Below are 21,615 nucleotides of genomic sequence, written 5' to 3'. Positions count from 1 at the left end.
TAAAAAGAGAATTAAATAAGGAGTGTAACACATAGTGCCACACTCCTCTATAAAATGGAAAGGAAACGTTAACCGAGTTTAAAAGAACTTTTAAGTGGTACGATACGGTTGAATACAAGGTGATCAGGTGTAGTATATTTATTATCTACATTGAAGAAACCGTGACGTACGAATTGGAATTTATCTAAAGGTTTAATGTCTTTACTACCAGTTGATTCAATGAATCCTTGAACAATTTCAAGAGAATTTGGATTGATTTGTTCTAAGAAGTGTTTACCTTCGTTTTCTGGTAGGTCATCTAAAATAAGTGGTTCAAATAATCTAAACTCACATGGTACTGCATCATTTGCATTAACCCAATGGATAGTAGCTTTAACTTTACGCCCTGTAAAGCCAGAACCACTCTTTGTTTCAGGGTCATAAGTACAGTGGATTTCTGTAACATTACCGTTTTCATCTTTGATAACATCTGTACATTTAACAAAGTAAGCACCTTTAAGGCGAACTTCATTACCAGGGTAGAGACGGAAGTATTTTTTTGCTGGTTCTTCCATGAAATCTTCTTGTTCAATGTAAATTTCACGAGAGAATGGCACAAGACGTGTACCCATAGTCTCATCTTTAGCATTGTTTTCGATTTCAAGCATTTCTACTTGTCCTTCAGGATAGTTAGTAATAACAAGTTTAAGTGGTTTCATAACTGCCATAAGAAGAGGTGCCTTTGGAAGAAGATCTTCACGAAGGAAGTAATCTAACATTTGGCTATCTACAGTAGAATCTGCTTTAGAAACACCAATTTCACGACAGAATGTACGAATAGCTTCAGGTGTGTAACCACGTCTTCTAAGACCAGCAATAGTAGGCATACGAGGGTCGTCCCAACCATCAACTACATGCTCATCTACAAGTTGTTTAAGTTTACGTTTACTCATAACTGTGTTTGTCATATTAAGACGTGCAAACTCGATTTGGCGAGGAGTGCTTTCCATCTCACATTCACGAACAAACCAATCATAGAGAGGTCTATGGTCTTCAAACTCTAATGTACAAATAGAGTGTGTAATGCCTTCAATAGCATCTTCTAATGGATGAGCAAAGTCATACATTGGATAGATACACCATTTATCACCTGTATTGTGGTGAGTAGAATGTGCAATACGGTAGATAATAGGGTCACGGAAGTTGATATTTGGAGAAGCCATATCAATTTTCGCACGAAGCACTTTAGAACCATCTGGGAATTCACCATTTTTCATACGTTCAAGAAGGTCTAAGTTTTCTTCTACAGTACGGTCTCTATATGGGCTTGGTTTACCAGGTTGGCTAAGTGTACCACGATATTCACGCATTTCTTCTGGTGTAAGGTCACATACATATGCTAGACCCTTTTTAATAAGAAGGATGGCTTTAGCATACATAATATCAAAGTAATCAGATGCAAAGTAAAGGTTGTCCCAATCAAAGCCAAGCCACTTTACGTCTTCTTTGATAGATTCAACGTACTCTGTATCCTCTTTTACAGGGTTTGTATCATCAAAACGAAGGTTTGTTTTTCCGTTAAATTCGTCACCTAAACCAAAGTTAAGGCAGATTGATTTGGCATGTCCAATATGAAGGTAGCCATTTGGTTCAGGTGGGAAACGTGTAATAATTTCTTTATGTTTTCCACTGTTAAGGTCATCAATAACAATGTTTTTAACAAAGTTAGATGAATTTATTTCATTTGACATAAGAAGTACCTCTCTAATCTTCAAAAAGAATTCATTTCTATATATTACCTCTATTTTAATCCAATCGACCAAAAAAATAAAGGGCTAAAGCCCTTTGAAATGAAAAATTTATGAAGAATTTAATCTTTTTTAGCTGCACATTGCTTACAAACTTTAGTTTTATTTTTTTCCCACATGAGTTTAACACGTGGTCTATTACAGAGTGGACAAGTACCTCGCCAATTTTTTTCTTTTTTAGCCCAAGGGCCACGTTTTGTTTTTGCCATTTTTTATCCCCCTAATATAAAACAAGATTATAGTTAAATATATTAAGCTTTGGACAAGATTATGCAGATTGATTGAAATAAAAGTGTTAATTTAATCCGATTAAGGAAGTAATAAGCTATAATAAATATAAAAAAACTACTAATAATAAGAATGTAACAAGGTATTCATTTAAGGAGGGATTGAATGATGGCTAATACACGTTCAGCAATGAAAGAAATGGTTAGAGATATTAAAAGAGTTATGAAAAAAACCATAAGAAAAATAAGCTAATTGTACTCTCCCTTTAAGGTGAAGCAGATGGTATAAACCAATTGCTTCACTTTTTTTATACCTATTATCATTTATTGCAAAAATGTTTAATTTAAGTATAATAGAGGTATTGGAATTTAGTTGGGAGAAAATGTAAAGGGGTTAGTATAATGAAAGCAAACAAAAGAATATATATAGCATACATTTTACTAGTTACTATTCTTATTAGTCCGAGATTATTTGCAAGTCAAAAAGTTATGATTCAGGGAGTACCCATTATTAATCAACATCCAGAACTACCAACAGGATGTGAGTTAACAGCATTGACTATGCTACTGCAATATAATGGAGTTAAGGTTTCTAAACAACAAGTGGCTAAAGAAGTTGTAAAGGTTCCAATACCCTATACAAGTAACGGAAAGTTATACGGAGGAGATCCGAATAAAGGATTTATAGGAGATCCATTTAGTAAAAATGGATTTGGTGTTTATAAAGATGCTATTCTTCCTATAATAGAAAAATACTTACCAGGTAGAGCAGAAGATTTAAGTGGTGGGGACTTTAGCCAAATATATAAGGCATTAGATGAGGGGAAACCAGTTATGCTCTGGACTACCATAGCTATGCTGAATGTAGATGAGAAAAAAAACTATTGGACTACATTAGAAGGTAAAACAATAGAATGGAAAACACCAGAACATGCAATGGTGGCTATAGGGTACGATGATGAATACATCTATCTTAACGATCCTTACGTTGGTAAGCAAAGGCAATATAAAAAGGAAATTGTTATTAATAGATGGTCTGATATGGGCAAACAAGCGATAGCTATTAAACCTAGTAAAGCACTTCCAAAGGTTGAGGTTCTTAAGAAGCAAAATGCTCTAATTGAAGATATTACATATATAAACTTTATTACAGTAGATGAACAAGGTACTTGGATACAGGCAAGAATGTTACCTAATGTTTTCCCTTCTACAGGTGTTTCATATGATGAAAAAACATATTCAGTAGTTATAGATGTAAAAGCAAAGAATATTGATCCACAACTTTTTAAATCTATTCAAGTAGATAAGAGTATCAATCAAGCAATACCAAAAATAGAACAGATAAATTATCATAGTCAATTAAAATTACAACCTACGGATAAAGACCTAGTGACTTATAATATGGAAGGTAAAAGAGTAGATATGGTCTATAAGATGATTGATGGTATTACTTATATAAATAAAGAATGGGTAGAAAATTTTTATAGTATGCCTATTAAAGTAATAGATTAATTAAATAAAAAGCCATCTACAATGAGGTTATTGTTTATACTCATTGTAGATGGCTTTTATTAATTAGAGAAACTAATTAATATGTTGGCTTTGGAAGCCTTCACGAGGAATAGAATGTTTTTTTGCATTACGATTATGGTTTTGATTTTCTGCTGTAAGAGGAGTTTGATAATTACATTTTTCCATACGTTTTTGTTTATTGTCTATTTGACTATCTTTAGGCATGTTGAAAATCTCCTTTAATAAACATATTTAAATTCTAACTACTATTAGGATGGATTACTAAAGCTCTTTATATACTGGAAATATTAGATAAGCGATTATTTAGAGAATGAAATAAGACACACTTACACATAGTAAAATAAGAATGAGAGAAAATATAAAATATAGTAAGAGGTTAAAGAATGAAACAAGTGATAGTTGCTTTTGGAGGTTCTTTTAATCCGCCTACTAATTCACACTTTTCCTTAGCAGAGCAAATTTACTGTAACTTTGAGGAAGTAGATTGCATTATGTTTGTACCAGTATCAGATTTATATCCTAAAAAGGACTTACTAAGTGCTCATTATAGAGTTGAGATGCTTAATTTAGTATGCAAACGTAATTCACATTTTAAAGTATCAACCATAGAAATAGATTCACCCGTATTACTCAATAGTATTGAAACTTTAAGAGGTCTTCAAGAAGCTTATGAAGATCATGAAATCTGGTTAACATTAGGAACAGACAATTTAAAGGTACTAACTTCTTGGCCAGGGTACCAAGAAATTTTAGAAAGGTTTAAGTGTTTAGTATTAGAGCGAGATCAAGATGATTTTAATACGATTGTTATGCAAGATGAAATATTAAAGAAACACAAAGATAGGTTGATTAAAGTAAAAGATAGTATTCATAGTGATTCTAGTGCCACGTTGCTTCGAAATAAATTAAGAGAGGGAAAAAGCATACGTTATATGTTACCCGATGAAATTTATTTTTATATCAAGGAAAAAGGACTCTATACAGTTGTAGAGACCTCACATAATAAAATTGGGTAAAATGATATACTATGATATAATGATTTTGAAAGAAATATGGATTTACACTAGCTTTTATTATGAAAAGAACATAATTTGCAATACTTGAAGAAAGGAATGACAGTAAATGGATGAAAAGAGATTAGAACACAGATTAAATTGGATTCGTGAGCATGTCAAAGCCTCTGGATGTAAAGGTGTTGTAGTTGGAGAAAGTGGTGGAAAAGATTCGGCTACAGTAACTGCACTTTGTGTACGTGCTTTGGGAAAAGAGAATGTAGTAGGAGTTACTATGCCTTGTAATTCTTTATCTACAGATATGGAACATGCTCGCCTTGTAGCAGATGCATTTGGTATTAAACTACTTGAAGTAAATATTGCAAGTACCTTTAATACATTAAAAGAAACAATACAACAAGAGCAAGAAATTAGTGACTTAGCAGCTGCTAATATTAAACCACGTATTCGTATGACAACTTTATATGCAGTAGCTCAATCATTAAACTATCTTGTTATTGGAACAGATAATTTAAGCGAAATGGTGATGGGGTATTTCACTAAGTGGGGCGATGGAGGCTATGACTTTAATCCTCTAGGTGATTTAACAATGCAAGAAGTGTTAGAACTAGGACGTGAACTAGGTGTTCCAGAACCAATCCTAACAAAAGCACCATCCGCAGGCCTTTGGGAAGGACAAACAGATGAAAAAGAGATGGGTGTCACCTATAAAGCAATAGAAGAATACATTAAAACAGGGACAACGGATAAAGAGTCACTTGCAATTATTGAAAGAACTCACCGAAATACCCAACATAAACGTGAAATGCCATATATTTATAGAGGGTATACTGAAGAATAGGTATAACTCAAGCATCCCTCTTGCTAACTACCCAAGAGGGATATAGTTATTAAAAGGAGAGAAGAATAAAGATGACATGGCAAATCAAAAGATTTGATAAGCTTACTCCAGAAGAAATATATGATGTAATTAAGTTAAGATTAGAGGTATTTATAGGAGAACAAGGGTGTTCTTATGAAGATTTAGATGATAGAGATAAGAAAGCTTCACATGTCTTTTTATATGATGCTGATAATGTTGTTGCGTATTGCCGTATACTAGATGCCGGAGTAGCTTATGATGAGCATTCTATAGGACGTGTATGTATACATAAAAACTATAGAAATCAAGGTCTCGCAAGAGAAATGATGAAAAGAGCAATGGAATTTGTTAAAGAAGAGAATAGGGATAATCAAATCAAGATTTCCGCACAAAGTTATATCCTTCCATTTTATGAAAGTTTAGGATTTGAAGTCATATCAGAGCCTTACTTAGAAGAAGGAATTGAGCATAGAAAGATGAAATGGAAATAACATAATGTAGAAACTGAACATGACATATGTTATGATAGATGAAAAAAGTTATAACTATTGAGTGGAGGAAACTATGGAACATATAATTGTAATTGGTATGGCTGGAGGCACAGGTTCAGGTAAAACTACTTTAGCAAATAAAATAAAAGAGGCTTTTGGTGATGATGTTGTAATGCTTTGCCATGATTATTACTATAAATCAAATTCAAATTTACCATTTGAAGAACGTGTCAAATTAAATTATGACCACCCAGATGCTTTTGATACTGATTTAATGATTGAACATATTCAAAGACTTAAAGATGGAGAAATTATTCATCATCCAGTGTACTCATTTGTGGAGCACACAAGACTTGAAGAATGTGTAGAAGTAAAACCTGCTAAAGTTATTATCGTAGAAGGAATTTTAATCTTTGAGAACAAAGAACTTTGTGACCTTTGTGATATTAAAGTATTTGTAGATACAGATGCAGATGTACGTATTTTACGTAGAGTAATTAGAGACGTAAAAGACAGAGGAAGAGACATTGATTCTGTAGTAAGCCAATACTTAAATACTGTTAAGCCAATGCATGAACAATTTGTAGACCCTAGTAAAAAAAGAGCAGATGTTATTATACCAGAAGGTGGATTTAATTCTGTAGCATTAGAAATGCTTTTAGAAAGAATTCGTACTTTTATTAACCGCTAAAGAAGTTAAATAATATAACAACAGTAAGCTACACCAAAACTTAATATAATTTTAAATACTATAAATAGACTAGAATGTGACTTTGAGGAGAGCCATTACTATGAATAACTATAATATTTTAACTATTAACCCAGGATCAACTTCAACAAAAGTATCCTTATTTAAAAATAATGAGTTAGTATTTGAACAAGTATTAAGACATCCAGCAGAAGAACTTAATGCCTATGCTACATTACTTGATCAATATGAGTATCGTAAAGAAAAAATTGAAAGTTTTCTTGAAGAAAAAGGAATCAAATTAACAGATTTAAATGCTATTTCTTGTAGAGGTGGTCTTATTGGACCTATTCCAAGTGGTACGTATGCAATTGATGAAGCTTTATTTACAAGATTATCTACAGATGTAGTACATGCTTCTAACTTAGCAGGTATTATTGGATATAATATGGCTAAAGAACTTAATATTCCATCATACATTACAGACCCAGTAACAGTAGATGAAATGGCACCTATTGCAAAAGTAACAGGTATTCCAGGTGTTAGAAGAAAGAGTAAATTCCATGCTCTTAACCAAAAAGCAGTAGCAAGACGTGCAGCAAAACAACTTAATAAACGTTACGATGAAAGCAACTTTATTGTAGTACACATTGGTGGCGGTATTAGTATTGGTGCTCATGAGCTTGGTAAAGTAGTAGATGTGAATAACGTTATTGATGGTGATGGACCTCTTGCACCAACACGTGCAGGTTCAATTCCAGTGGAATCAGTAATTGATTTATGTTTCTCAGGAGAGTATAAATCAGCACAAGAATTTAAAGAATTTGTTTCTCAACGTGCAGGACTTACTGCATACCTTGGAACAAGTGATGTTAGAGATGTTCAAGATATGATGGAACAAGGAAATGAAGAAGCAAAAATGCTTTATGAAGCAATGGCTTATCAAATTTCTAAGAATGTAGGTGCAATGGCTACAGTTCTTAGAGGAAAAGTAGATGCTATTGTTATTACAGGTGGTGTAGCTTATTCAAAACAATTTATACGTCTTCTTAAAGAACGTATTGATTTCATTGGAGAAGTTATTATTATTCCAGGTGAAGAAGAAATGTTAGCTTTAGCTGAAGGTGCATTACGTGTATTAAGAGGCGAAGAAGCAGCAAAAACATTATAAAATAAATAAAAATCCCTCCTTATCTTGAAATATTCAGACAAGTGTGTCATGATTGAGTATAGATAAGGAGGGATTTTTATGTTTCAAAAGAAAAGATATCTATTAGGAATAGTATTATTAGGAATAAGCTTGCTATTAAATGGTTGTTCATCAGCATCATACATATCTAATACAGACAAAGTCACTTCAGAAATTGCTACAGAAGAAATAAAGCAAGAGTCAACTATGGATACTTCAAATAGTACAACAGGAAATAGTAATATACAGTTTGATACAAGTAATAAGCTTAATAGAAAAGTCATAAAAACAGGAATGATTAATCTACAGACTAAGACATTTGATGTAACAGTACAACAAGTCATGGATAAGGTAAATAATATAGGTGGATTCATTCAAAATTGCTCGATAGGGGGGAATGACCTATATGATACATATAGTAGGAGGTCTGCTTATTTAAGTATCCGAATTCCTAATATTGAATTTGATAAATTTATGAATGAGAGTGAGCAATTTGGAAATGTAACATCAAAGAGTATCGAAGGTGAAGATGTTACAGATCAATACATGGATACAGAAATTAGATTACAAACACTAGAGATACAAGCAGCACGGCTTAAAGAATTACTTAAACAAGCAGGAGACTTAGATAAGTTATTCAAGATAGAAAAAGAGTTAGCTAATGTAACTTATGAAATAGAATCTCTTAAAGGTACACTTAAAAAGTATGATAGCTTGATTGACTATTCAACAATAGAAATTTATATTGATGAAGCAGATGTTTATGTGGAACCTATAAAAGAAGATACTTTTGGAGAACGCATTAAAAACACATTTATGAGGTCTGTACAAGGCTTGGTAGATCTTTTGCAAAATGTATGCGTAGTTATTGTAGGAAGCCTACCATTTCTTATCATACTTATACCAATTATAGTCATTGTAATAAAGATCATACGAAGCAAAAGAAACAAACAAAATCATACAGATAATGATAAATAAAAAAAGGTGCCACTATCATAGTGGCACCTTTTTTATAAAAAGAATTAAGCTTGGTTTACAGAACCGAATAATTCCATTTTTTCTTTAACTGTAGCTTTGATAGCTTCGAAACCTGGTCCTAAAAGTTTACGAGGGTCAAATCCTTTACCTTGTAAGTCTTTACCAGCTTCGATATATTTACGTGTAGCTTCAGCGAATGATAATTGACATTCTGTGTTAACGTTGATTTTAGCTACGCCTAAAGAGATAGCTTTTTTGATCATTTCTTCAGGAATACCTGTACCACCATGTAATACTAAAGGCATATCACCTGTAGCAGCAGCGATATCTGCTAATGCATCAAATGCTAAACCTTTCCAGTTCTCTGGGTATTGACCATGGATATTACCGATACCAGCAGCAAGCATTGTTACACCTAAGTCAGCAATAGCTTTACATTCGTTAGCATCAGCGATTTCACCAGCACCAACAACACCATCTTCTTCTCCACCGATTGAACCAACTTCAGCTTCTAAAGAAAGACCTTTTTCTGAAGTTAAACCAACTAATTCAGTAGTTTTAGCAATGTTTTCTTCGATAGCGTAGTGTGAACCATCGAACATGATTGAAGAGAAACCAGCAGCCATAGCAGCTTTAGCTCCTTCGTAGCTACCGTGATCTAAGTGAAGAGCAACTGGAACAGTAATGTTTAATTCTTCGATTAAACCGTTTACCATACCAACGATAGTTTTGTAACCACCCATGTATTTACCAGCACCTTCTGATACACCTAAGATAACTGGTGAGTTATTTTCTTGAGCTGTTAATAATACTGCTTTTGTCCATTCTAAGTTGTTGATGTTGAATTGACCTACAGCGTATTTACCAGCACGAGCTTTAGTAAGCATTTCTTTTGCAGAAACTAACATGATATAAAACCTCCGTATAATGGAATTCTATTTGGAGAAAAATGATAAATTCTATCGATTTTTCCTTGCCTTTTCTTATTATACCCCAAATGTCAAGTTGTGAAAATATAAACCAACAATTTTAATATACTAAAAATGGAAGTGAAAATAGAGATTTAATAGTTAAATTATATAAGAAATATCAATAAGATATAATTTATAATAATTAAATAGTTTGATAATTATACAGAAGTAGTATAATTAAGGTAAAAATAGAGATAGTAATCAATGTATAAAATGGGGGAAGAATCAATGGAGTATACCTATAAAATTGTACCGTATATGTATTGGCAAACCACAGAATTTGAAAAATGGCTATCGGATTTGGCATTAGAGGGGCTAGAAGTTGTAAAGTTAGGGGAAACTTGGATAAAGTTAAAGCGAATACAACCTAAGCGACTTATCTATAAAATTATGTTAGATGAAGAATCCATAGAAAAAGAATATAAGGAAACAGATGGATGGAACAAGGTTCATACACCTTATAAATTTTGTTTATATGTTTCAGAAGAAGAGTATGCAAAAGAACGATTAAAAATTGATGATAAAAAAGAAGAACAAAAAATAAAAAGTTTATTAGATGGATGTAGAGTGCAAGGGACTGTGATATTTATGCTAATGATAGTATGGATAATTACCTTAATTACTTCTTTTTTAAATGCAAATTTTATATATGAATTAATAACGGGTGATTTTATGTCCTATATGTTTATGGTTTTTACCATTTTTATATTATGTATGCAACAAATTAGTGAATATAGAGGATTAAAGCAACTAGGCTTAAGAATAGAGAAGGGAATGATAGATGAAAATAAATCAGAGGATAAAAAAATATATAATAAAAATAGAGCAAGGTTGATAGCTTCAGGAGTAGTAATTGGTGGATGCATGATCTATTTAATGAGTGTCATGCAAGAAGATACACAGTATTATGATGAGTTACCTACAGAAAATAATAATGTACCGATTGTAAGATTGAGTGCACTAGAGACAGATAAAGACTTTACAACACATTATTTGGATGATGAAGGGGAGCCTAATATAAATACATATGATGTTTACGATAAAGGATTTATGTCTTTGATGAATGTAAAATATGTAGTATATGAAACAGGAAAAACTATAAACCAAGAGATTGAAGTAGAACGTCCATATTTACAACAAGAGATATAAGAGCTTAAATTTAGTGGATTAACAAAATCATTCATTGACTGCTTGTTAGAACGAAAGGTTAAAAGTGGATATAGAGAAATGAATTATATAGAACAGAGTGTATTAGATCAACTTTATATCTATGAGATACGTAATGGAGTAAAGTTAATTGCTTCAAAGGAAAAATTAGTCATAGACCTATACTATACTGGGAATGCTACAATTGATAAGGTTGTTAAACAAGTCATTCAGACACTAGATGATTATCAATAAAATTTAATTTAAAAAGGGACCCTTTAAGGTCCCTTTTTAAATTAAAATAATAAGTGTGCTACAAGTGCAATTACTGGAAGCGTTACTAAAGTTCTTTGGATAAAGATAATGAAGAGTTCTTTTAAGTTCACTGGAATCTTTGATCCGAGTAAAAGTGCCCCAACTTCTGATAAGTAGATAAGCTGTGATACAGATGTACAAGCAACTACAAAACGTGTCATATCAGAAGCAATGTCACCAGCTAAAATGGAAGGTAGGAGCATATCTGCAAAACCAGCCATAAGTGTACTAGAAGCTGCCATAGCTTCAGGAATACCAAGTAATGCAAGTACTGGATAGAATGGTAATCCAATGATTTTGAAGAATGGTGTGTATTCTGCAATAATCAGTGCGATTGTCCCAACACCCATAACGATTGGAATAACTGCAAACCACATATCAATTACATTTTTAACACCATCTTTAAAGATACAAGTTGTGATACTTTGATGCTCAGCTTTATCAATAGCATTTTTAAATCCAAAAGTAAAAGCATTATGACCTTGTGGAAGTGTTTCTTGCATATTAGGTTTTGTACCATTTACAAGAACATCTTTTTTCTTAGCAAGAGGTCCAAACTTAGGTACTACGATTGCAGCTACGATACTTGCAAGTGTTACTGTTAAATAAAATGGAATGAACATATGGCTAAGCCCTACTGTTTCTGCAATAACAAGTGTAAATGTAATAGAAACAAGAGAGAATGTTGTTCCGATAACGCAAGCTTCTCTTTCTGTATAGAACCCTTCTTCGTATTGTTTACTTGTAAGAAGAACGCCGATAGTACCATCTCCAAGCCAAGACGCAATACAGTCAATTGCTGAACGTCCTGGTAATTTGAACACTGGGCGCATAACTTTAACAAGTAATGAACCTACAAATTCAAGTAATCCGAAGTTAAGTAAAAGTGGAAGAAATAATCCTGCAAAAAGGAAAATTGTAAACAGAATAGGAAGTAAATCGTTAAGAATAAGTCCTCCTGTTAATTCTCCATAGATCATTTCTGGTCCAACTTCAAATACTGCACAAGTTAAGAATACAACACTTAAAAGACGAATAACTACCCATACAGGTGTTACATTAAAGAGAGTATTTAAAAATTTATTTTCCATAATAAATTTAGGTTTTATACATTTTGTTACAATAGTTCCAATACCTGTTACAATAGTAATCCCTAATAGGATAGCAGGTAATAAACTAGCGAGTTGTCCTTGTAACCATTTAGACAGAATAGCTACAGGAATTGTAATTCCCCCATCGACTGAAAAAGGAATCATAAATAAGAATATCCCAATTAATGATGGGATAATGAACTTTATGATTGAACTAGTCTTATACGTTTTCATAATGATTTCCCCTCTATATTTAAATTTGTTATGTTAAGTATTATCTTGTATCATTATAAATTAATGCTAATAAAAATGCAATAATGAATTTACATAAACATGCATAAAAATAAGTAACTTATGTAACCTTCATAAAAGTAGAATTACTACCTAGTGCTAGAAGTAAGTTCTTGCTATAATAAGAAAGAATTAATAATAACAAAGATAACCTATTAAATAGGTTTGGATAAAGGAGATAAAAGTATGCTACATGCTTTCCAAAGAACAGAAATGCTACTTGGTACAGAGGCATTAGAAAAATTAAAAAATAGTAAAGTAGCTGTTTTTGGTGTAGGAGGAGTAGGCTCTTATACAGTTGAAGCACTTGCTAGAACAGGTGTAGGTAATTTAGTGCTTATTGATAGTGATACTGTTTGTGTATCTAATATTAATAGACAAATTCATGCTACGGTAGAAACAGTAGGTAAACCAAAAGTTGAAGTTATGAAAGAACGTGTGCTTCTTATTAATCCAGAAGCCAATGTGACAACTTATGAAGCACTCTATAATGCAGAAACAGCAGAAAGTCTATTAAATGAAGACTATGATTATGTTGTAGATGCTATTGATATGGTAACTTCTAAAATTGATCTTATTGTAAGATGTAAAGAAAAGAATATTCCAATCATTAGTGCTATGGGTGCAGCGAACAAATTAGATCCAACACAATTAGAAGTAACAGATATCTATAAAACAAGTGTGTGCCCATTAGCAAAAGTTATGCGTCATGAGCTTAAAAAACGTAGGGTAAAGAAACTTAAAGTTGTATATTCTAAAGAACCAGCACTCAAACCAACACAACCAGAACCAACAGGTGAAGTGCCAGAACCAGGTACATGGACAAGAAGACAAATCCCTGCATCTGTAGCTTTTGTACCATCTGTATCAGGGTTGATTATTGCAGGTGAAGTAATTAAAGAACTTATAGGTTATAAAAAATAATTAGATAAAAATTACGAGGACACTGATATTAAAATCAGTGTCCTTTTTTTGCTAAGTAGGTTTATAAGCAGAAGAATGAAAAGCCTTTTTGAGGACAGACTAATTTATAGAAGAGATGAAAAGAGTAGTTGACAAAAGAAAAAAAACAAATTACACTAACTTTAAAATAACCCCCCAGGAGGGGGAGGGTAGGTGAAAAGATGAAAGATCAAAAATTTAAAGTAAATGGTATGACCTGTTCGGCTTGTGTCGCTCATGTTGAGAAGAGTGTAGGCAAGCTAGAGGGTGTTAATAAAGTAAACGTTAATTTGTTTAATAACACGATGCAAGTTAGCTATGATGTAGATAAATTAAATCCTGAAGCTATTATTGCTGCCGTTGAAAGTGGTGGATATAGCGCAGAATTAGAACAAAGCAATAATCAAATAGCAAAGAGTAAAATAAATCAAGTAGATCCTGTGCAAGAAGAAATCAAAGATATGAAGAGACGTCTTATTATTTCTTTCATATTTGCAATACCTTTATTCTATATTTCGATGGGACACATGATGGGATGGCCATTTTTAGAAGCTTTCCATGGGAATGAGAATGCCTTAAGTTTTGCATTTACACAATTCTTACTGGCATTACCAGTTGTCATTGTAAATAGTAAGTACTATAAGGTAGGTTTTAGATCACTTATTAAAGGTGCTTCTAATATGGATACATTAATCGCAATAGGTTCAGCTGCAGCACTTATCTATGGTGTCTTTGCAATTTATAAAATGAGTTATGGATTAGGGCATGGAGATATGGAGCTAGTAATGCAATATTCCATGGACCTCTATTTTGAATCAGCAGCTGTCATTCTAGCACTTATAACATTAGGTAAGTTCTTAGAAACACGTGCAAAAGGGAAAACATCTGAAGCTATTAAAAAGCTTATGGACTTAGCACCTAAAACAGCAATGGTGATAAGGGATGGGCAAGAGATAGAAGTTGCTATTGAGCAGGTAGTAGTAGGTGATATTATACTTGTGAAACCAGGCCAAAGTATTCCTGTAGATGGTGTTATTGTAGAAGGGACTTCATCAGTAGATGAATCTATGCTTACAGGAGAAAGTATTCCTGTTGAGAAACAAGCAGGTGATAAAGTTATTGGTGCAAGCATGAATAAGACGGGAACATTTAAGTTTAAGGCTGTTCATGTTGGAAGTGATACGACCTTATCACAAATTATTAAGTTAGTAGAAGATGCAAGTGGTTCAAAAGCACCAATTGCAAAATTAGCAGATCAAATCAGTAGTGTATTCGTACCAGTAGTTATAGGTATAGCTATAGTGGCAACGATTGTATGGTTATTCCTTGGAGCACCATTTGAATTTGCACTGTCTATTGGTATTTCTGTATTAGTTATTTCTTGCCCATGTGCATTAGGGCTTGCAACACCAACAGCCATCATGGTTGCTACAGGTAAAGGTGCAGAAAATGGTATTCTGATTAAATCAGCAGAGGCACTTGAAACCTTACACAAAGTAGACCGTATTGTTTTAGATAAAACAGGAACGATTACAGAGGGGAAACCTCGTGTAACAGATATTATTGTAAGACAAGGACTTGATGAACAAGAATTCTTAATCTTTGCAGCATCAGCAGAAAAACAATCTGAACATCCTTTAGCAGAGGCTATTGTTTTAGAAGCAAATGAACGTAACTTAACATTAAAGCAAGCAACTAACTTTAAGGCTTTAGTAGGTCAAGGGCTAGAAGTTGTCGTAGAAAATAAAAAATTAAATATAGGAAATGCTAAGCTTATGAAAGAGCAAGGCATTACTATGGAAGCTTTTGAAGCAAAGGCAATTCAATTAGCTGAGGACGGAAAAACACCTCTTTACTTTGCAGATGAAAAAGGAATAATGGGTATTATTGCAGTAGCAGATACAATTAAGCCAACAAGTAAAGAAGCCATTGCACAGATGCAAGCAATGGGCATAGAAGTCATTATGCTTACAGGAGATAATAGAAGAACTGCAGAAGCCATTAGAAGTCAATTAGGTATAGCAAAAGTTATAGCAGAGGTATTACCACAAGATAAAGAACAAGAAGTACGTAAGCTTCAAGAAGCAGGCCATGTTGTAGCTATGGTTGGTGATGGTATTAATGATGCACCGGCATTAGCACGTGCAGACGTAGGGGTTGCCATTGGTGCAGGAACTGATGTAGCTATTGAATCAGCGGACATTGTTCTTATTAAGAGTGACTTACTTGATGCAGTATCAGCAGTATCTTTAAGTCGTGCTACAATCAAAAATATTAAACAAAACTTATTCTGGGCATTCTTCTATAATGTTGTAGGTATTCCACTTGCAGCAGGTGTATTCTATACACTTTTAGGATGGAAGTTAAATCCTATGTTTGCAGCTGCAGCGATGAGTTTAAGCTCAGTCACAGTTGTAAGTAATGCACTTAGATTAAAGTTTTTTAAACCTAAAACATCTAATAGAGTAGTAGAAAATAATAAAAATGTACAACAACAATTAACAAGTAAAGTTAATAGTGATATGATTAAAATAGAAGAGAAAGAGGAGAGTAAAAAGATGACAAAACATATGGTTATTGAAGGTATGAGCTGTGGACATTGTTCAGGAAGAGTAGAAAAAGCATTAAATGCACTTGAAGGTGTAACAGCAACAGTAAATCTTGAAACAAAAACAGCAACAGTAGAACTTACTCAAGAAGTAAGTGATACAGTGCTTAAAGAAACAGTAGAAAACGCAGGATATGATGTAATAAGTATTAATTAAGTAAGAATAGGGGATTCCTATGAAAGCAGATAAAGATAAAGTAGGCAGATACCTGAAAACTGCAAAAGGGCAGATTGAAGGGGTTCTTAAAATGATAGAAGAAGATCGCTATTGTATAGATGTTTCCAATCAATTGCTTGCAGTAGAGGCACTTCTAAAAAAAGCAAACCGCGAAGTACTCAAAGCACATATGGAACACTGTGTAGTTGAGGCTGTAGAGGATAATAAATCACAAAAGATAGAAGAAGTCCTCGCTATTATTGATAAATTAACGAAGTAATATAAAGATTGAATATAGGTATGAAGCCTATATTCAATCTTTTTTTATACTATAAAACTAATCTACCTATATAGAAAAATTTTCCACTAACATTTTTTAAACAAAATAGGTGACTTAAGTGTATTACATATATAAAACAAAAACTTTGGAGGAAAAGATTATGAATACAAAATTATTAAATACACTTAAAACATTATGCGTAGTAGGGGCTTTAGCAGCAACAAGTTTCTCTGTTATAGCAGCACCGGTTGAAGGCCAAACTAAAGTGATTAAACAGAAGGCAGCAGTTGTATGTAATGTAGGCTACATTGAGGATACTATTGTAAAAATTGATGAGAAAAATAAGCAAGTTATCGTAGGTGATGCAGAGGATAAAGGTGCAAAGATCGTTATCAACGTTACAAATGAAACAAATATTATTTCGATGAATAATAAGAATGTATACACATTTAGTGATCTAGAAGTAGGACAAAAAATAGGAATTGAATCAAATGGCATGATGACAAATGGTCAACTTACGGCTTTTGTCCTCACAGTGATGGAAAATGAAAATGAATTAGAAGAAAACTTAGCTATTTGTCCTGTAGCAGGCTATATCACAGATACAATTGTAGGTATTGATGCTGATGCACAAACTATCATCTTAGGTGATGCAACAGATAAAGAAGCACAAATTGTTGTAAAGGTAAATGAAGATACTCAAATTAGTCATGAATTAAATAAAAGAGCTTATACTTTTGCAGACTTTGAGGTAGGTCAACAAGTTATACTTGAATCAAACGGTATAATGACAAACGGCCAAGTAACGGCTTTCTTCCTTACAATATTAGATGAGCAAGAAGAAAATTTAGTAACATGTCCTGTAGCAGGCTATCTTACAGAACAAATTGCAAAAATTGATAAAGAAGCTAAAACCATCACTCTTGGTGATAAAAAAGATGAGGAATCACAAATTATAGTGAAAGTCACAGAAAATACTAAGATTACAGATGCTAAAAATAAAAAAGTAGTTAAATTTAGTGACTTAAAAGTATGCCAAACCATTTCAGTAGAATCAAATGGTATGATGATAAATGGACAAGTAGAAGCTTTTGAAATTACAATTCAATAAAACTTTCGGTATTAAAGTATATGTTAGATTATTTTAAATTAAGGTATAATAAAATTAGAAGTTAAAATTTCCGATAAGAGGAGTGAGGGGAAATGGTTAGACATATTGTAATGTGGAAGGTAGCAGAACATCCTGAACATGGTTCTAAAGAAGAAATTATGGCTAAAATTAAAGAAAGACTTGAAGCTCTAAAAGGGGAAATAGAAGGGCTTGTTGAGATTGAGGTGGGGATTAACTTTAATCCTTCAGAAGCTAGCTATGATTTAGCATTAGATTCAATATTTACAGATGCTGAAGCACTTAACTATTATCAGGGGCATCCAAAGCATTTAGAAGTGGCTAATAGCTTAGTAAGACAAGTGGCAATATCAAGAGCAGTAGTAGATTATGAAATGTAATTAAAGCATAAAAAAGATCAGCAAGCCATGAGGTGCTTGCTGATCTTTTTCTATCTAGTCATCACTTAAAAGTAATTTTCTACAATGTGTCTAGAAAGAGTTGTTTTACACCAAGAAGTGTACTTAAAGAAGAGTCTGTACTTAACTTTATATGAAAAGATGGGGGACTCGTCGCTAAAGAAGCTTTTAATCCAGACTCAAATAAAGTATAACTTTTGGCTATTTGGCCACCAATAACTAAAGTATGAGGATTGAAAGTCTCCAAAAAATCATTAATCGCTTCGCCAAAACGTTTTCCAAAGTATTCAAAAGTGGTAAGAGCATACAGATTACCTTGTAAAGCAGAATCAGCGATAGATTTAACATCTGGCATTTGGATGCCATGAAGTTTTTCATGAAGACTAAGAATACCTCTTGCTGAAATATGGTCATCAATGATACTACCTAAAAAAGGTGTATCATAAACCCAACCATTAGGTGGAACATCTTCTCTAGAGGTAATGAGTTTACCATCTTCTAAAAAGGCAGACCCAAGGCCTGTACCAATACAGAGACAAAGAACTTTGCCTGACATTAGGCTTTCATCTAAAACAGTCTCTCCTAATGCATAAAGACTTGCATCATTTTCGAAGCGAATTGTGTAGTGAGGAGTGGTCTGAGAGATAAACGCTTCATGATGACTAAGTTTAAGCATAAGGGTTTGTCTTAAGTCTATGCCATAAAGTGCATCATACTTATTAATATTTTGCATAAGTGAAATGCCTTTTTCATAGTCAAAAGGACCAGGGAATGCCATGCCAATGCCTTTAATAGTAATAGGAAAAGGTATCTTTTTAAACTCATCTATAATAATAGACGTAAAGTGATCTAAAATAGTTCCCAAATCTTCATTAGATTGTGAAGGATAATGAGAAATTTTAGAACTAATTAGATGGCCAGCTTCCGATATGACGCCAGCTTTGATAGAGGTACCACCTACATCAAGTGCAATAAATCCATTCATAAGAAAATCCTTTCTAATATTCAATATGTTATAACATACAATGGGTTAAATATAAATATATTATAACATATTGAAAAGGATAAGGATATATGTTATAACATATTTATATTGATTTATATTTTAAGAGAAGATAAGCGCTAGGAGGCCCTACATGTTAGATCGCAAATGGAAAGTATACGTTATTCACCACTCACACACAGATATAGGTTATACAGATTTACAAGAAAAAATCATGTACAACCATATGGATTACATTAAATCAGCAGTGACTATGACAGCCGAAAGACCAGCTTTTAAGTGGAATTGTGAAACATACTATTGTGTAGAAAAATTCTTAGAAGAAGCTACTGAAGAAGAGAGACTTGCATTTATTGAGCAAGTTAAAAAAGGTGGAATGGGACTTTCAGCAAGTTACCTTAACTTTACAGATTTAGTAGATAAACAAGTGCTACATAATCGTACAAAAGCGATGGTAGAGTACTTCAAGCAATATGATGTTCCTGTAAAAGTAGCTATGAATGCAGACGTAAATGGAATTTCATTAGGAAGCTTAGATGTATTCTTAGATAATGGAATTGAATTCTTATTTACAAATATTCACTGTCACCATGGTATGTACCCTCTTTATCAAAATCAAAAACCATACTTCTGGGAAAATGAAGCAGGTAAAAAACTTCTTGTATGGAATGGGGAACATTATAATTTAGGTAATGCACTAGGACTTGTTCCAAATAAACATGCAAACTTCATGACAGAAAATTACTTTGGTAAAGAAAAACCAAAAACTCCAGTAGAATCATTCAAAGATAATTTATATGACTACTTAAAAGAATGCGTAGATAATGGCTATAAATATGACTTCATGGTTACAAGTGTATCAGGCGTATTCAGTGATAATGCACCTCCAAACATGGATATCCTTGACTTAATAGAAGAATTCAATGCCAACTATGGTGCTGAAGTTAAAGTTGAAATGGTAACAATAGCACAACTTTATGATGGTATTAAAGATAAATTAGGAGATATTCCAACTTATAAAGGTGATTTAACAGACTGGTGGGCGCATGGGGTTGGTAGTACACCATATCCAGTTAAACACTATAAAGAAGCACAAAGAGCTTACCATCTTTGCGAACGTCTTGATCCAGAGCATAAAGTGATGAGAGAAGACTTCATAAAAGATGCAGAAGATAACTTACTTGTATATGCAGAACATACTTGGGGACATTCTTCAACGATTACAAATCCATACGATACAATGGTACAAAACTTAGATATTCGTAAAAATAGTTATGCTTCTAAAGCACATGAAGCAACAGCTAAGAACTTAAACCGTATTCTACACAGCAAAGGTGATAAGTTAAGATACTATGACCGTGATGGCAGAATCAAAGCAATTAATGCTTCTGATAAAGCAGGTAAGAAAGTAGTTGAATTCTATATTGAAGTATGGAAATACGATGGTGTAGAAGTGACTTCAGAACTTACTGGTGAAGTAATGAATACACAAATTTCTTCACATCCAAGAGGGGTACTTATTAGTTTTGTTGACCACTTTGAAGGAAACGAAGAAAAAACATATAAATTCGTTGAAAAAGCTGATACACCAGTTAAGAACAACACACGTATTGCTTACATGGGTTCAGAACGCGTTAAAGATATCGTTAACGAGTATGATCCTGTAACTTATACACTTCCTTATGGTGTTGAAAATGACTACTTCAAAATTAGCTATGAAGTAGGTAAAGGTGTAACATCTTTCTATAATAAAGTGGATGATGTAGAGATGCTTAAAGAAGGCGATGCACGTTTCTTCACACCAATTTATGAAAACACAGAGATTCGTACAGATATCTATGAAGAAAGACGTTTACTTGGAAGAAATATTAGAGGACTTCATGCTAAAAAATATATTGCAACACTTGATGACCTTAAGCTGATTAATAATGGTCCAGTGTTCACAACCATTGAACTTATTTACAAATTAGAGGGTACATTCTTCAGTTCAGTAGTGATTAAAATGTACAATACATTACCAAAAATCGAATTCAAATACAAAATCGCAAAAACACTTTCACAAGACGTAGAAAACATCTTATTACCACTTACTTTAAACTTACCACAAAGTACACTTTATGTAGATAAGAGTGATGCATGCTTTAGACCAGGGATTGATCAACTTCCAGGAACATGTATGGAATACTACCTTATCGACAATGGGCTTGTGTATGAAACTAAGGCTCACAATATCTTAATTCAAACAAAAGATGCACCTATGATTTACATGGGAGAACTTACACATCACCCAATTACACTTTGTGATAACAAAGAAGCAAATAACCACCGTGATGTATACTCATGGATCATGAATAATATTTGGGAAACAAACTTTAAAATGGACTTATCAGGTATTACAGAGTTTTGCTATAGCTTAACGATGACAGATAAAGAAGCAGCAAAAGATAGCTTCAAAACAATGAAAGATGAAGACTTTGGTGTTGTAACATTCATGACAAACTAAAGCATATTAAGGG

At 33.0% G+C, this 21,615-nt stretch carries 21 protein-coding genes; 15 read left to right on the top strand and 6 right to left on the bottom strand.

Features of this window, described 5'->3' with window-relative positions:
• Positions 1-68: 68 nt before the first annotated feature.
• Both PBV87_RS17815 and PBV87_RS17810 read right to left on the bottom strand, forming a co-directional pair.
• The gene (locus PBV87_RS17815; protein ID WP_053982847.1) at positions 69-1,730 is read right to left on the bottom strand and encodes a glutamine--tRNA ligase/YqeY domain fusion protein; all 1,662 of its coding nucleotides are present in this window, start codon (positions 1,728-1,730) and stop codon (positions 69-71) included.
• Positions 1,731-1,849: 119 nt separating this feature from the next.
• Positions 1,850-1,996 carry a hypothetical protein gene (locus PBV87_RS17810; RefSeq protein ID WP_198524845.1) on the bottom strand — a complete coding sequence of 49 codons (147 nt, stop codon included), beginning with the start codon at positions 1,994-1,996 and terminating at the stop codon, positions 1,850-1,852.
• A gap of 420 nt (positions 1,997-2,416) precedes the next feature.
• Between PBV87_RS17810 and PBV87_RS17805 the strand changes: the two genes are divergently transcribed.
• Positions 2,417-3,526: a C39 family peptidase gene (locus PBV87_RS17805; protein WP_271013196.1), complete on the top strand. Its 1,110-nt coding sequence runs from the start codon at positions 2,417-2,419 to the stop codon at positions 3,524-3,526.
• 72 nt (positions 3,527-3,598) lie between these two features.
• Here the strand turns inward: PBV87_RS17805 and PBV87_RS17800 are convergent, their stop codons facing one another.
• Positions 3,599-3,751, bottom strand: coding sequence for a hypothetical protein (locus PBV87_RS17800; RefSeq protein ID WP_198524846.1), 153 nt, complete (start codon positions 3,749-3,751; stop codon positions 3,599-3,601).
• Positions 3,752-3,930: 179 nt separating this feature from the next.
• Between PBV87_RS17800 and nadD the strand changes: the two genes are divergently transcribed.
• The 6 genes from nadD (at position 3,931) to PBV87_RS17770 (ending at position 8,768) form a co-directional block, all read left to right on the top strand.
• On the top strand, positions 3,931-4,563 hold the full coding sequence (gene nadD / locus PBV87_RS17795) for a nicotinate (nicotinamide) nucleotide adenylyltransferase (RefSeq protein ID WP_053982849.1): 633 nt from the start codon (positions 3,931-3,933) through the stop codon (positions 4,561-4,563).
• A gap of 106 nt (positions 4,564-4,669) precedes the next feature.
• Complete coding sequence (gene nadE, locus PBV87_RS17790; RefSeq protein ID WP_053982850.1) at positions 4,670-5,401, top strand: NAD(+) synthase; 732 nt, start codon at positions 4,670-4,672, stop codon at positions 5,399-5,401.
• Positions 5,402-5,472: 71 nt separating this feature from the next.
• A complete protein-coding gene (locus PBV87_RS17785; RefSeq protein WP_053982851.1) occupies positions 5,473-5,913 on the top strand; it encodes a GNAT family N-acetyltransferase in 441 nt (146 codons plus the stop codon).
• A gap of 73 nt (positions 5,914-5,986) precedes the next feature.
• A complete protein-coding gene (udk, locus tag PBV87_RS17780) occupies positions 5,987-6,604 on the top strand; it encodes a uridine kinase (protein WP_271013195.1) in 618 nt (205 codons plus the stop codon).
• Between the two features lie 100 nt (positions 6,605-6,704).
• Entirely contained in the window at positions 6,705-7,772 is a 1,068-nt protein-coding gene (gene buk / locus PBV87_RS17775; protein ID WP_053982853.1) for a butyrate kinase, read from the top strand.
• 78 nt (positions 7,773-7,850) lie between these two features.
• Positions 7,851-8,768 (top strand): DUF4349 domain-containing protein, encoded by a 918-nt coding sequence (locus tag PBV87_RS17770; RefSeq protein ID WP_271013194.1) that lies wholly within the window; start codon positions 7,851-7,853, stop codon positions 8,766-8,768.
• Between the two features lie 44 nt (positions 8,769-8,812).
• On the opposite strand, the gene fba is transcribed toward PBV87_RS17770, so the two are convergent.
• On the bottom strand, positions 8,813-9,676 hold the full coding sequence (fba, locus tag PBV87_RS17765) for a class II fructose-1,6-bisphosphate aldolase (protein ID WP_053982855.1): 864 nt from the start codon (positions 9,674-9,676) through the stop codon (positions 8,813-8,815).
• Positions 9,677-9,967: 291 nt separating this feature from the next.
• On the opposite strand from fba, the gene PBV87_RS17760 reads away from it, so the two are divergent.
• Together PBV87_RS17760 and PBV87_RS17755 are read left to right on the top strand one after the other, a co-directional pair.
• The gene (locus PBV87_RS17760; protein ID WP_271013193.1) at positions 9,968-10,888 is read left to right on the top strand and encodes a DUF2812 domain-containing protein; all 921 of its coding nucleotides are present in this window, start codon (positions 9,968-9,970) and stop codon (positions 10,886-10,888) included.
• A gap of 78 nt (positions 10,889-10,966) precedes the next feature.
• A complete protein-coding gene (locus tag PBV87_RS17755) occupies positions 10,967-11,140 on the top strand; it encodes a hypothetical protein (RefSeq protein WP_271013192.1) in 174 nt (57 codons plus the stop codon).
• Positions 11,141-11,181: 41 nt separating this feature from the next.
• On the opposite strand, the gene PBV87_RS17750 is transcribed toward PBV87_RS17755, so the two are convergent.
• On the bottom strand, positions 11,182-12,525 hold the full coding sequence (locus PBV87_RS17750; protein WP_271013191.1) for a YjiH family protein: 1,344 nt from the start codon (positions 12,523-12,525) through the stop codon (positions 11,182-11,184).
• Between the two features lie 243 nt (positions 12,526-12,768).
• Here PBV87_RS17750 and PBV87_RS17745 point away from each other — a divergent pair, with 243 nt between their 5' ends.
• The 5 genes from PBV87_RS17745 to PBV87_RS17725 all read left to right on the top strand — a co-directional run bounded on the left by PBV87_RS17745 (position 12,769) and on the right by PBV87_RS17725 (position 18,078).
• Entirely contained in the window at positions 12,769-13,506 is a 738-nt protein-coding gene (locus PBV87_RS17745; RefSeq protein ID WP_271013190.1) for a tRNA threonylcarbamoyladenosine dehydratase, read from the top strand.
• A 200-nt stretch (positions 13,507-13,706) separates the two neighbouring features.
• Positions 13,707-16,289: a heavy metal translocating P-type ATPase gene (locus PBV87_RS17740; RefSeq protein ID WP_271013189.1), complete on the top strand. Its 2,583-nt coding sequence runs from the start codon at positions 13,707-13,709 to the stop codon at positions 16,287-16,289.
• A gap of 19 nt (positions 16,290-16,308) precedes the next feature.
• Positions 16,309-16,569, top strand: coding sequence for a metal-sensing transcriptional repressor (locus PBV87_RS17735; protein WP_053982860.1), 261 nt, complete (start codon positions 16,309-16,311; stop codon positions 16,567-16,569).
• Between the two features lie 160 nt (positions 16,570-16,729).
• Positions 16,730-17,680, top strand: coding sequence for a hypothetical protein (locus PBV87_RS17730; protein ID WP_271013188.1), 951 nt, complete (start codon positions 16,730-16,732; stop codon positions 17,678-17,680).
• 92 nt (positions 17,681-17,772) lie between these two features.
• Positions 17,773-18,078, top strand: coding sequence for a Dabb family protein (locus PBV87_RS17725; RefSeq protein ID WP_271013187.1), 306 nt, complete (start codon positions 17,773-17,775; stop codon positions 18,076-18,078).
• Positions 18,079-18,157: 79 nt separating this feature from the next.
• Here PBV87_RS17725 and PBV87_RS17720 read toward each other — a convergent pair whose 3' ends face one another.
• The gene (locus PBV87_RS17720; RefSeq protein ID WP_271013186.1) at positions 18,158-19,081 is read right to left on the bottom strand and encodes an ROK family protein; all 924 of its coding nucleotides are present in this window, start codon (positions 19,079-19,081) and stop codon (positions 18,158-18,160) included.
• A 151-nt stretch (positions 19,082-19,232) separates the two neighbouring features.
• On the opposite strand from PBV87_RS17720, the gene PBV87_RS17715 reads away from it, so the two are divergent.
• Entirely contained in the window at positions 19,233-21,602 is a 2,370-nt protein-coding gene (locus PBV87_RS17715) for a glycoside hydrolase family 38 N-terminal domain-containing protein (RefSeq protein WP_271013185.1), read from the top strand.
• The last annotated feature ends 13 nt before the right edge of the window (positions 21,603-21,615 follow it).

Origin of the sequence: Holtiella tumoricola, from assembly GCF_027857615.1 — a bacterium.
Classification (GTDB): Bacteria; Bacillota; Clostridia; order Lachnospirales; family Cellulosilyticaceae; genus Holtiella; species Holtiella tumoricola.
This window is presented reverse-complemented; position numbering and strand designations above follow the sequence as displayed.

What these genes read in the sequence shown, in the direction of transcription:
- PBV87_RS17815 (WP_053982847.1), bottom strand. Translation starts at nt 1,730, where the DNA reads ATGTCAAATGAAATAAATTCATCTAACTTTGTTAAAAACATTGTTATT.
- PBV87_RS17810 (WP_198524845.1), bottom strand. Translation starts at nt 1,996, where the DNA reads ATGGCAAAAACAAAACGTGGCCCTTGGGCTAAAAAAGAAAAAAATTGG.
- PBV87_RS17805 (WP_271013196.1), top strand. Translation starts at nt 2,417, where the DNA reads ATGAAAGCAAACAAAAGAATATATATAGCATACATTTTACTAGTTACT.
- PBV87_RS17800 (WP_198524846.1), bottom strand. Translation starts at nt 3,751, where the DNA reads ATGCCTAAAGATAGTCAAATAGACAATAAACAAAAACGTATGGAAAAA.
- nadD (WP_053982849.1), top strand. Translation starts at nt 3,931, where the DNA reads ATGAAACAAGTGATAGTTGCTTTTGGAGGTTCTTTTAATCCGCCTACT.
- nadE (WP_053982850.1), top strand. Translation starts at nt 4,670, where the DNA reads ATGGATGAAAAGAGATTAGAACACAGATTAAATTGGATTCGTGAGCAT.
- PBV87_RS17785 (WP_053982851.1), top strand. Translation starts at nt 5,473, where the DNA reads ATGACATGGCAAATCAAAAGATTTGATAAGCTTACTCCAGAAGAAATA.
- udk (WP_271013195.1), top strand. Translation starts at nt 5,987, where the DNA reads ATGGAACATATAATTGTAATTGGTATGGCTGGAGGCACAGGTTCAGGT.
- buk (WP_053982853.1), top strand. Translation starts at nt 6,705, where the DNA reads ATGAATAACTATAATATTTTAACTATTAACCCAGGATCAACTTCAACA.
- PBV87_RS17770 (WP_271013194.1), top strand. Translation starts at nt 7,851, where the DNA reads ATGTTTCAAAAGAAAAGATATCTATTAGGAATAGTATTATTAGGAATA.
- fba (WP_053982855.1), bottom strand. Translation starts at nt 9,676, where the DNA reads ATGTTAGTTTCTGCAAAAGAAATGCTTACTAAAGCTCGTGCTGGTAAA.
- PBV87_RS17760 (WP_271013193.1), top strand. Translation starts at nt 9,968, where the DNA reads ATGGAGTATACCTATAAAATTGTACCGTATATGTATTGGCAAACCACA.
- PBV87_RS17755 (WP_271013192.1), top strand. Translation starts at nt 10,967, where the DNA reads ATGAATTATATAGAACAGAGTGTATTAGATCAACTTTATATCTATGAG.
- PBV87_RS17750 (WP_271013191.1), bottom strand. Translation starts at nt 12,525, where the DNA reads ATGAAAACGTATAAGACTAGTTCAATCATAAAGTTCATTATCCCATCA.
- PBV87_RS17745 (WP_271013190.1), top strand. Translation starts at nt 12,769, where the DNA reads ATGCTACATGCTTTCCAAAGAACAGAAATGCTACTTGGTACAGAGGCA.
- PBV87_RS17740 (WP_271013189.1), top strand. Translation starts at nt 13,707, where the DNA reads ATGAAAGATCAAAAATTTAAAGTAAATGGTATGACCTGTTCGGCTTGT.
- PBV87_RS17735 (WP_053982860.1), top strand. Translation starts at nt 16,309, where the DNA reads ATGAAAGCAGATAAAGATAAAGTAGGCAGATACCTGAAAACTGCAAAA.
- PBV87_RS17730 (WP_271013188.1), top strand. Translation starts at nt 16,730, where the DNA reads ATGAATACAAAATTATTAAATACACTTAAAACATTATGCGTAGTAGGG.
- PBV87_RS17725 (WP_271013187.1), top strand. Translation starts at nt 17,773, where the DNA reads ATGGTTAGACATATTGTAATGTGGAAGGTAGCAGAACATCCTGAACAT.
- PBV87_RS17720 (WP_271013186.1), bottom strand. Translation starts at nt 19,081, where the DNA reads ATGAATGGATTTATTGCACTTGATGTAGGTGGTACCTCTATCAAAGCT.
- PBV87_RS17715 (WP_271013185.1), top strand. Translation starts at nt 19,233, where the DNA reads ATGTTAGATCGCAAATGGAAAGTATACGTTATTCACCACTCACACACA.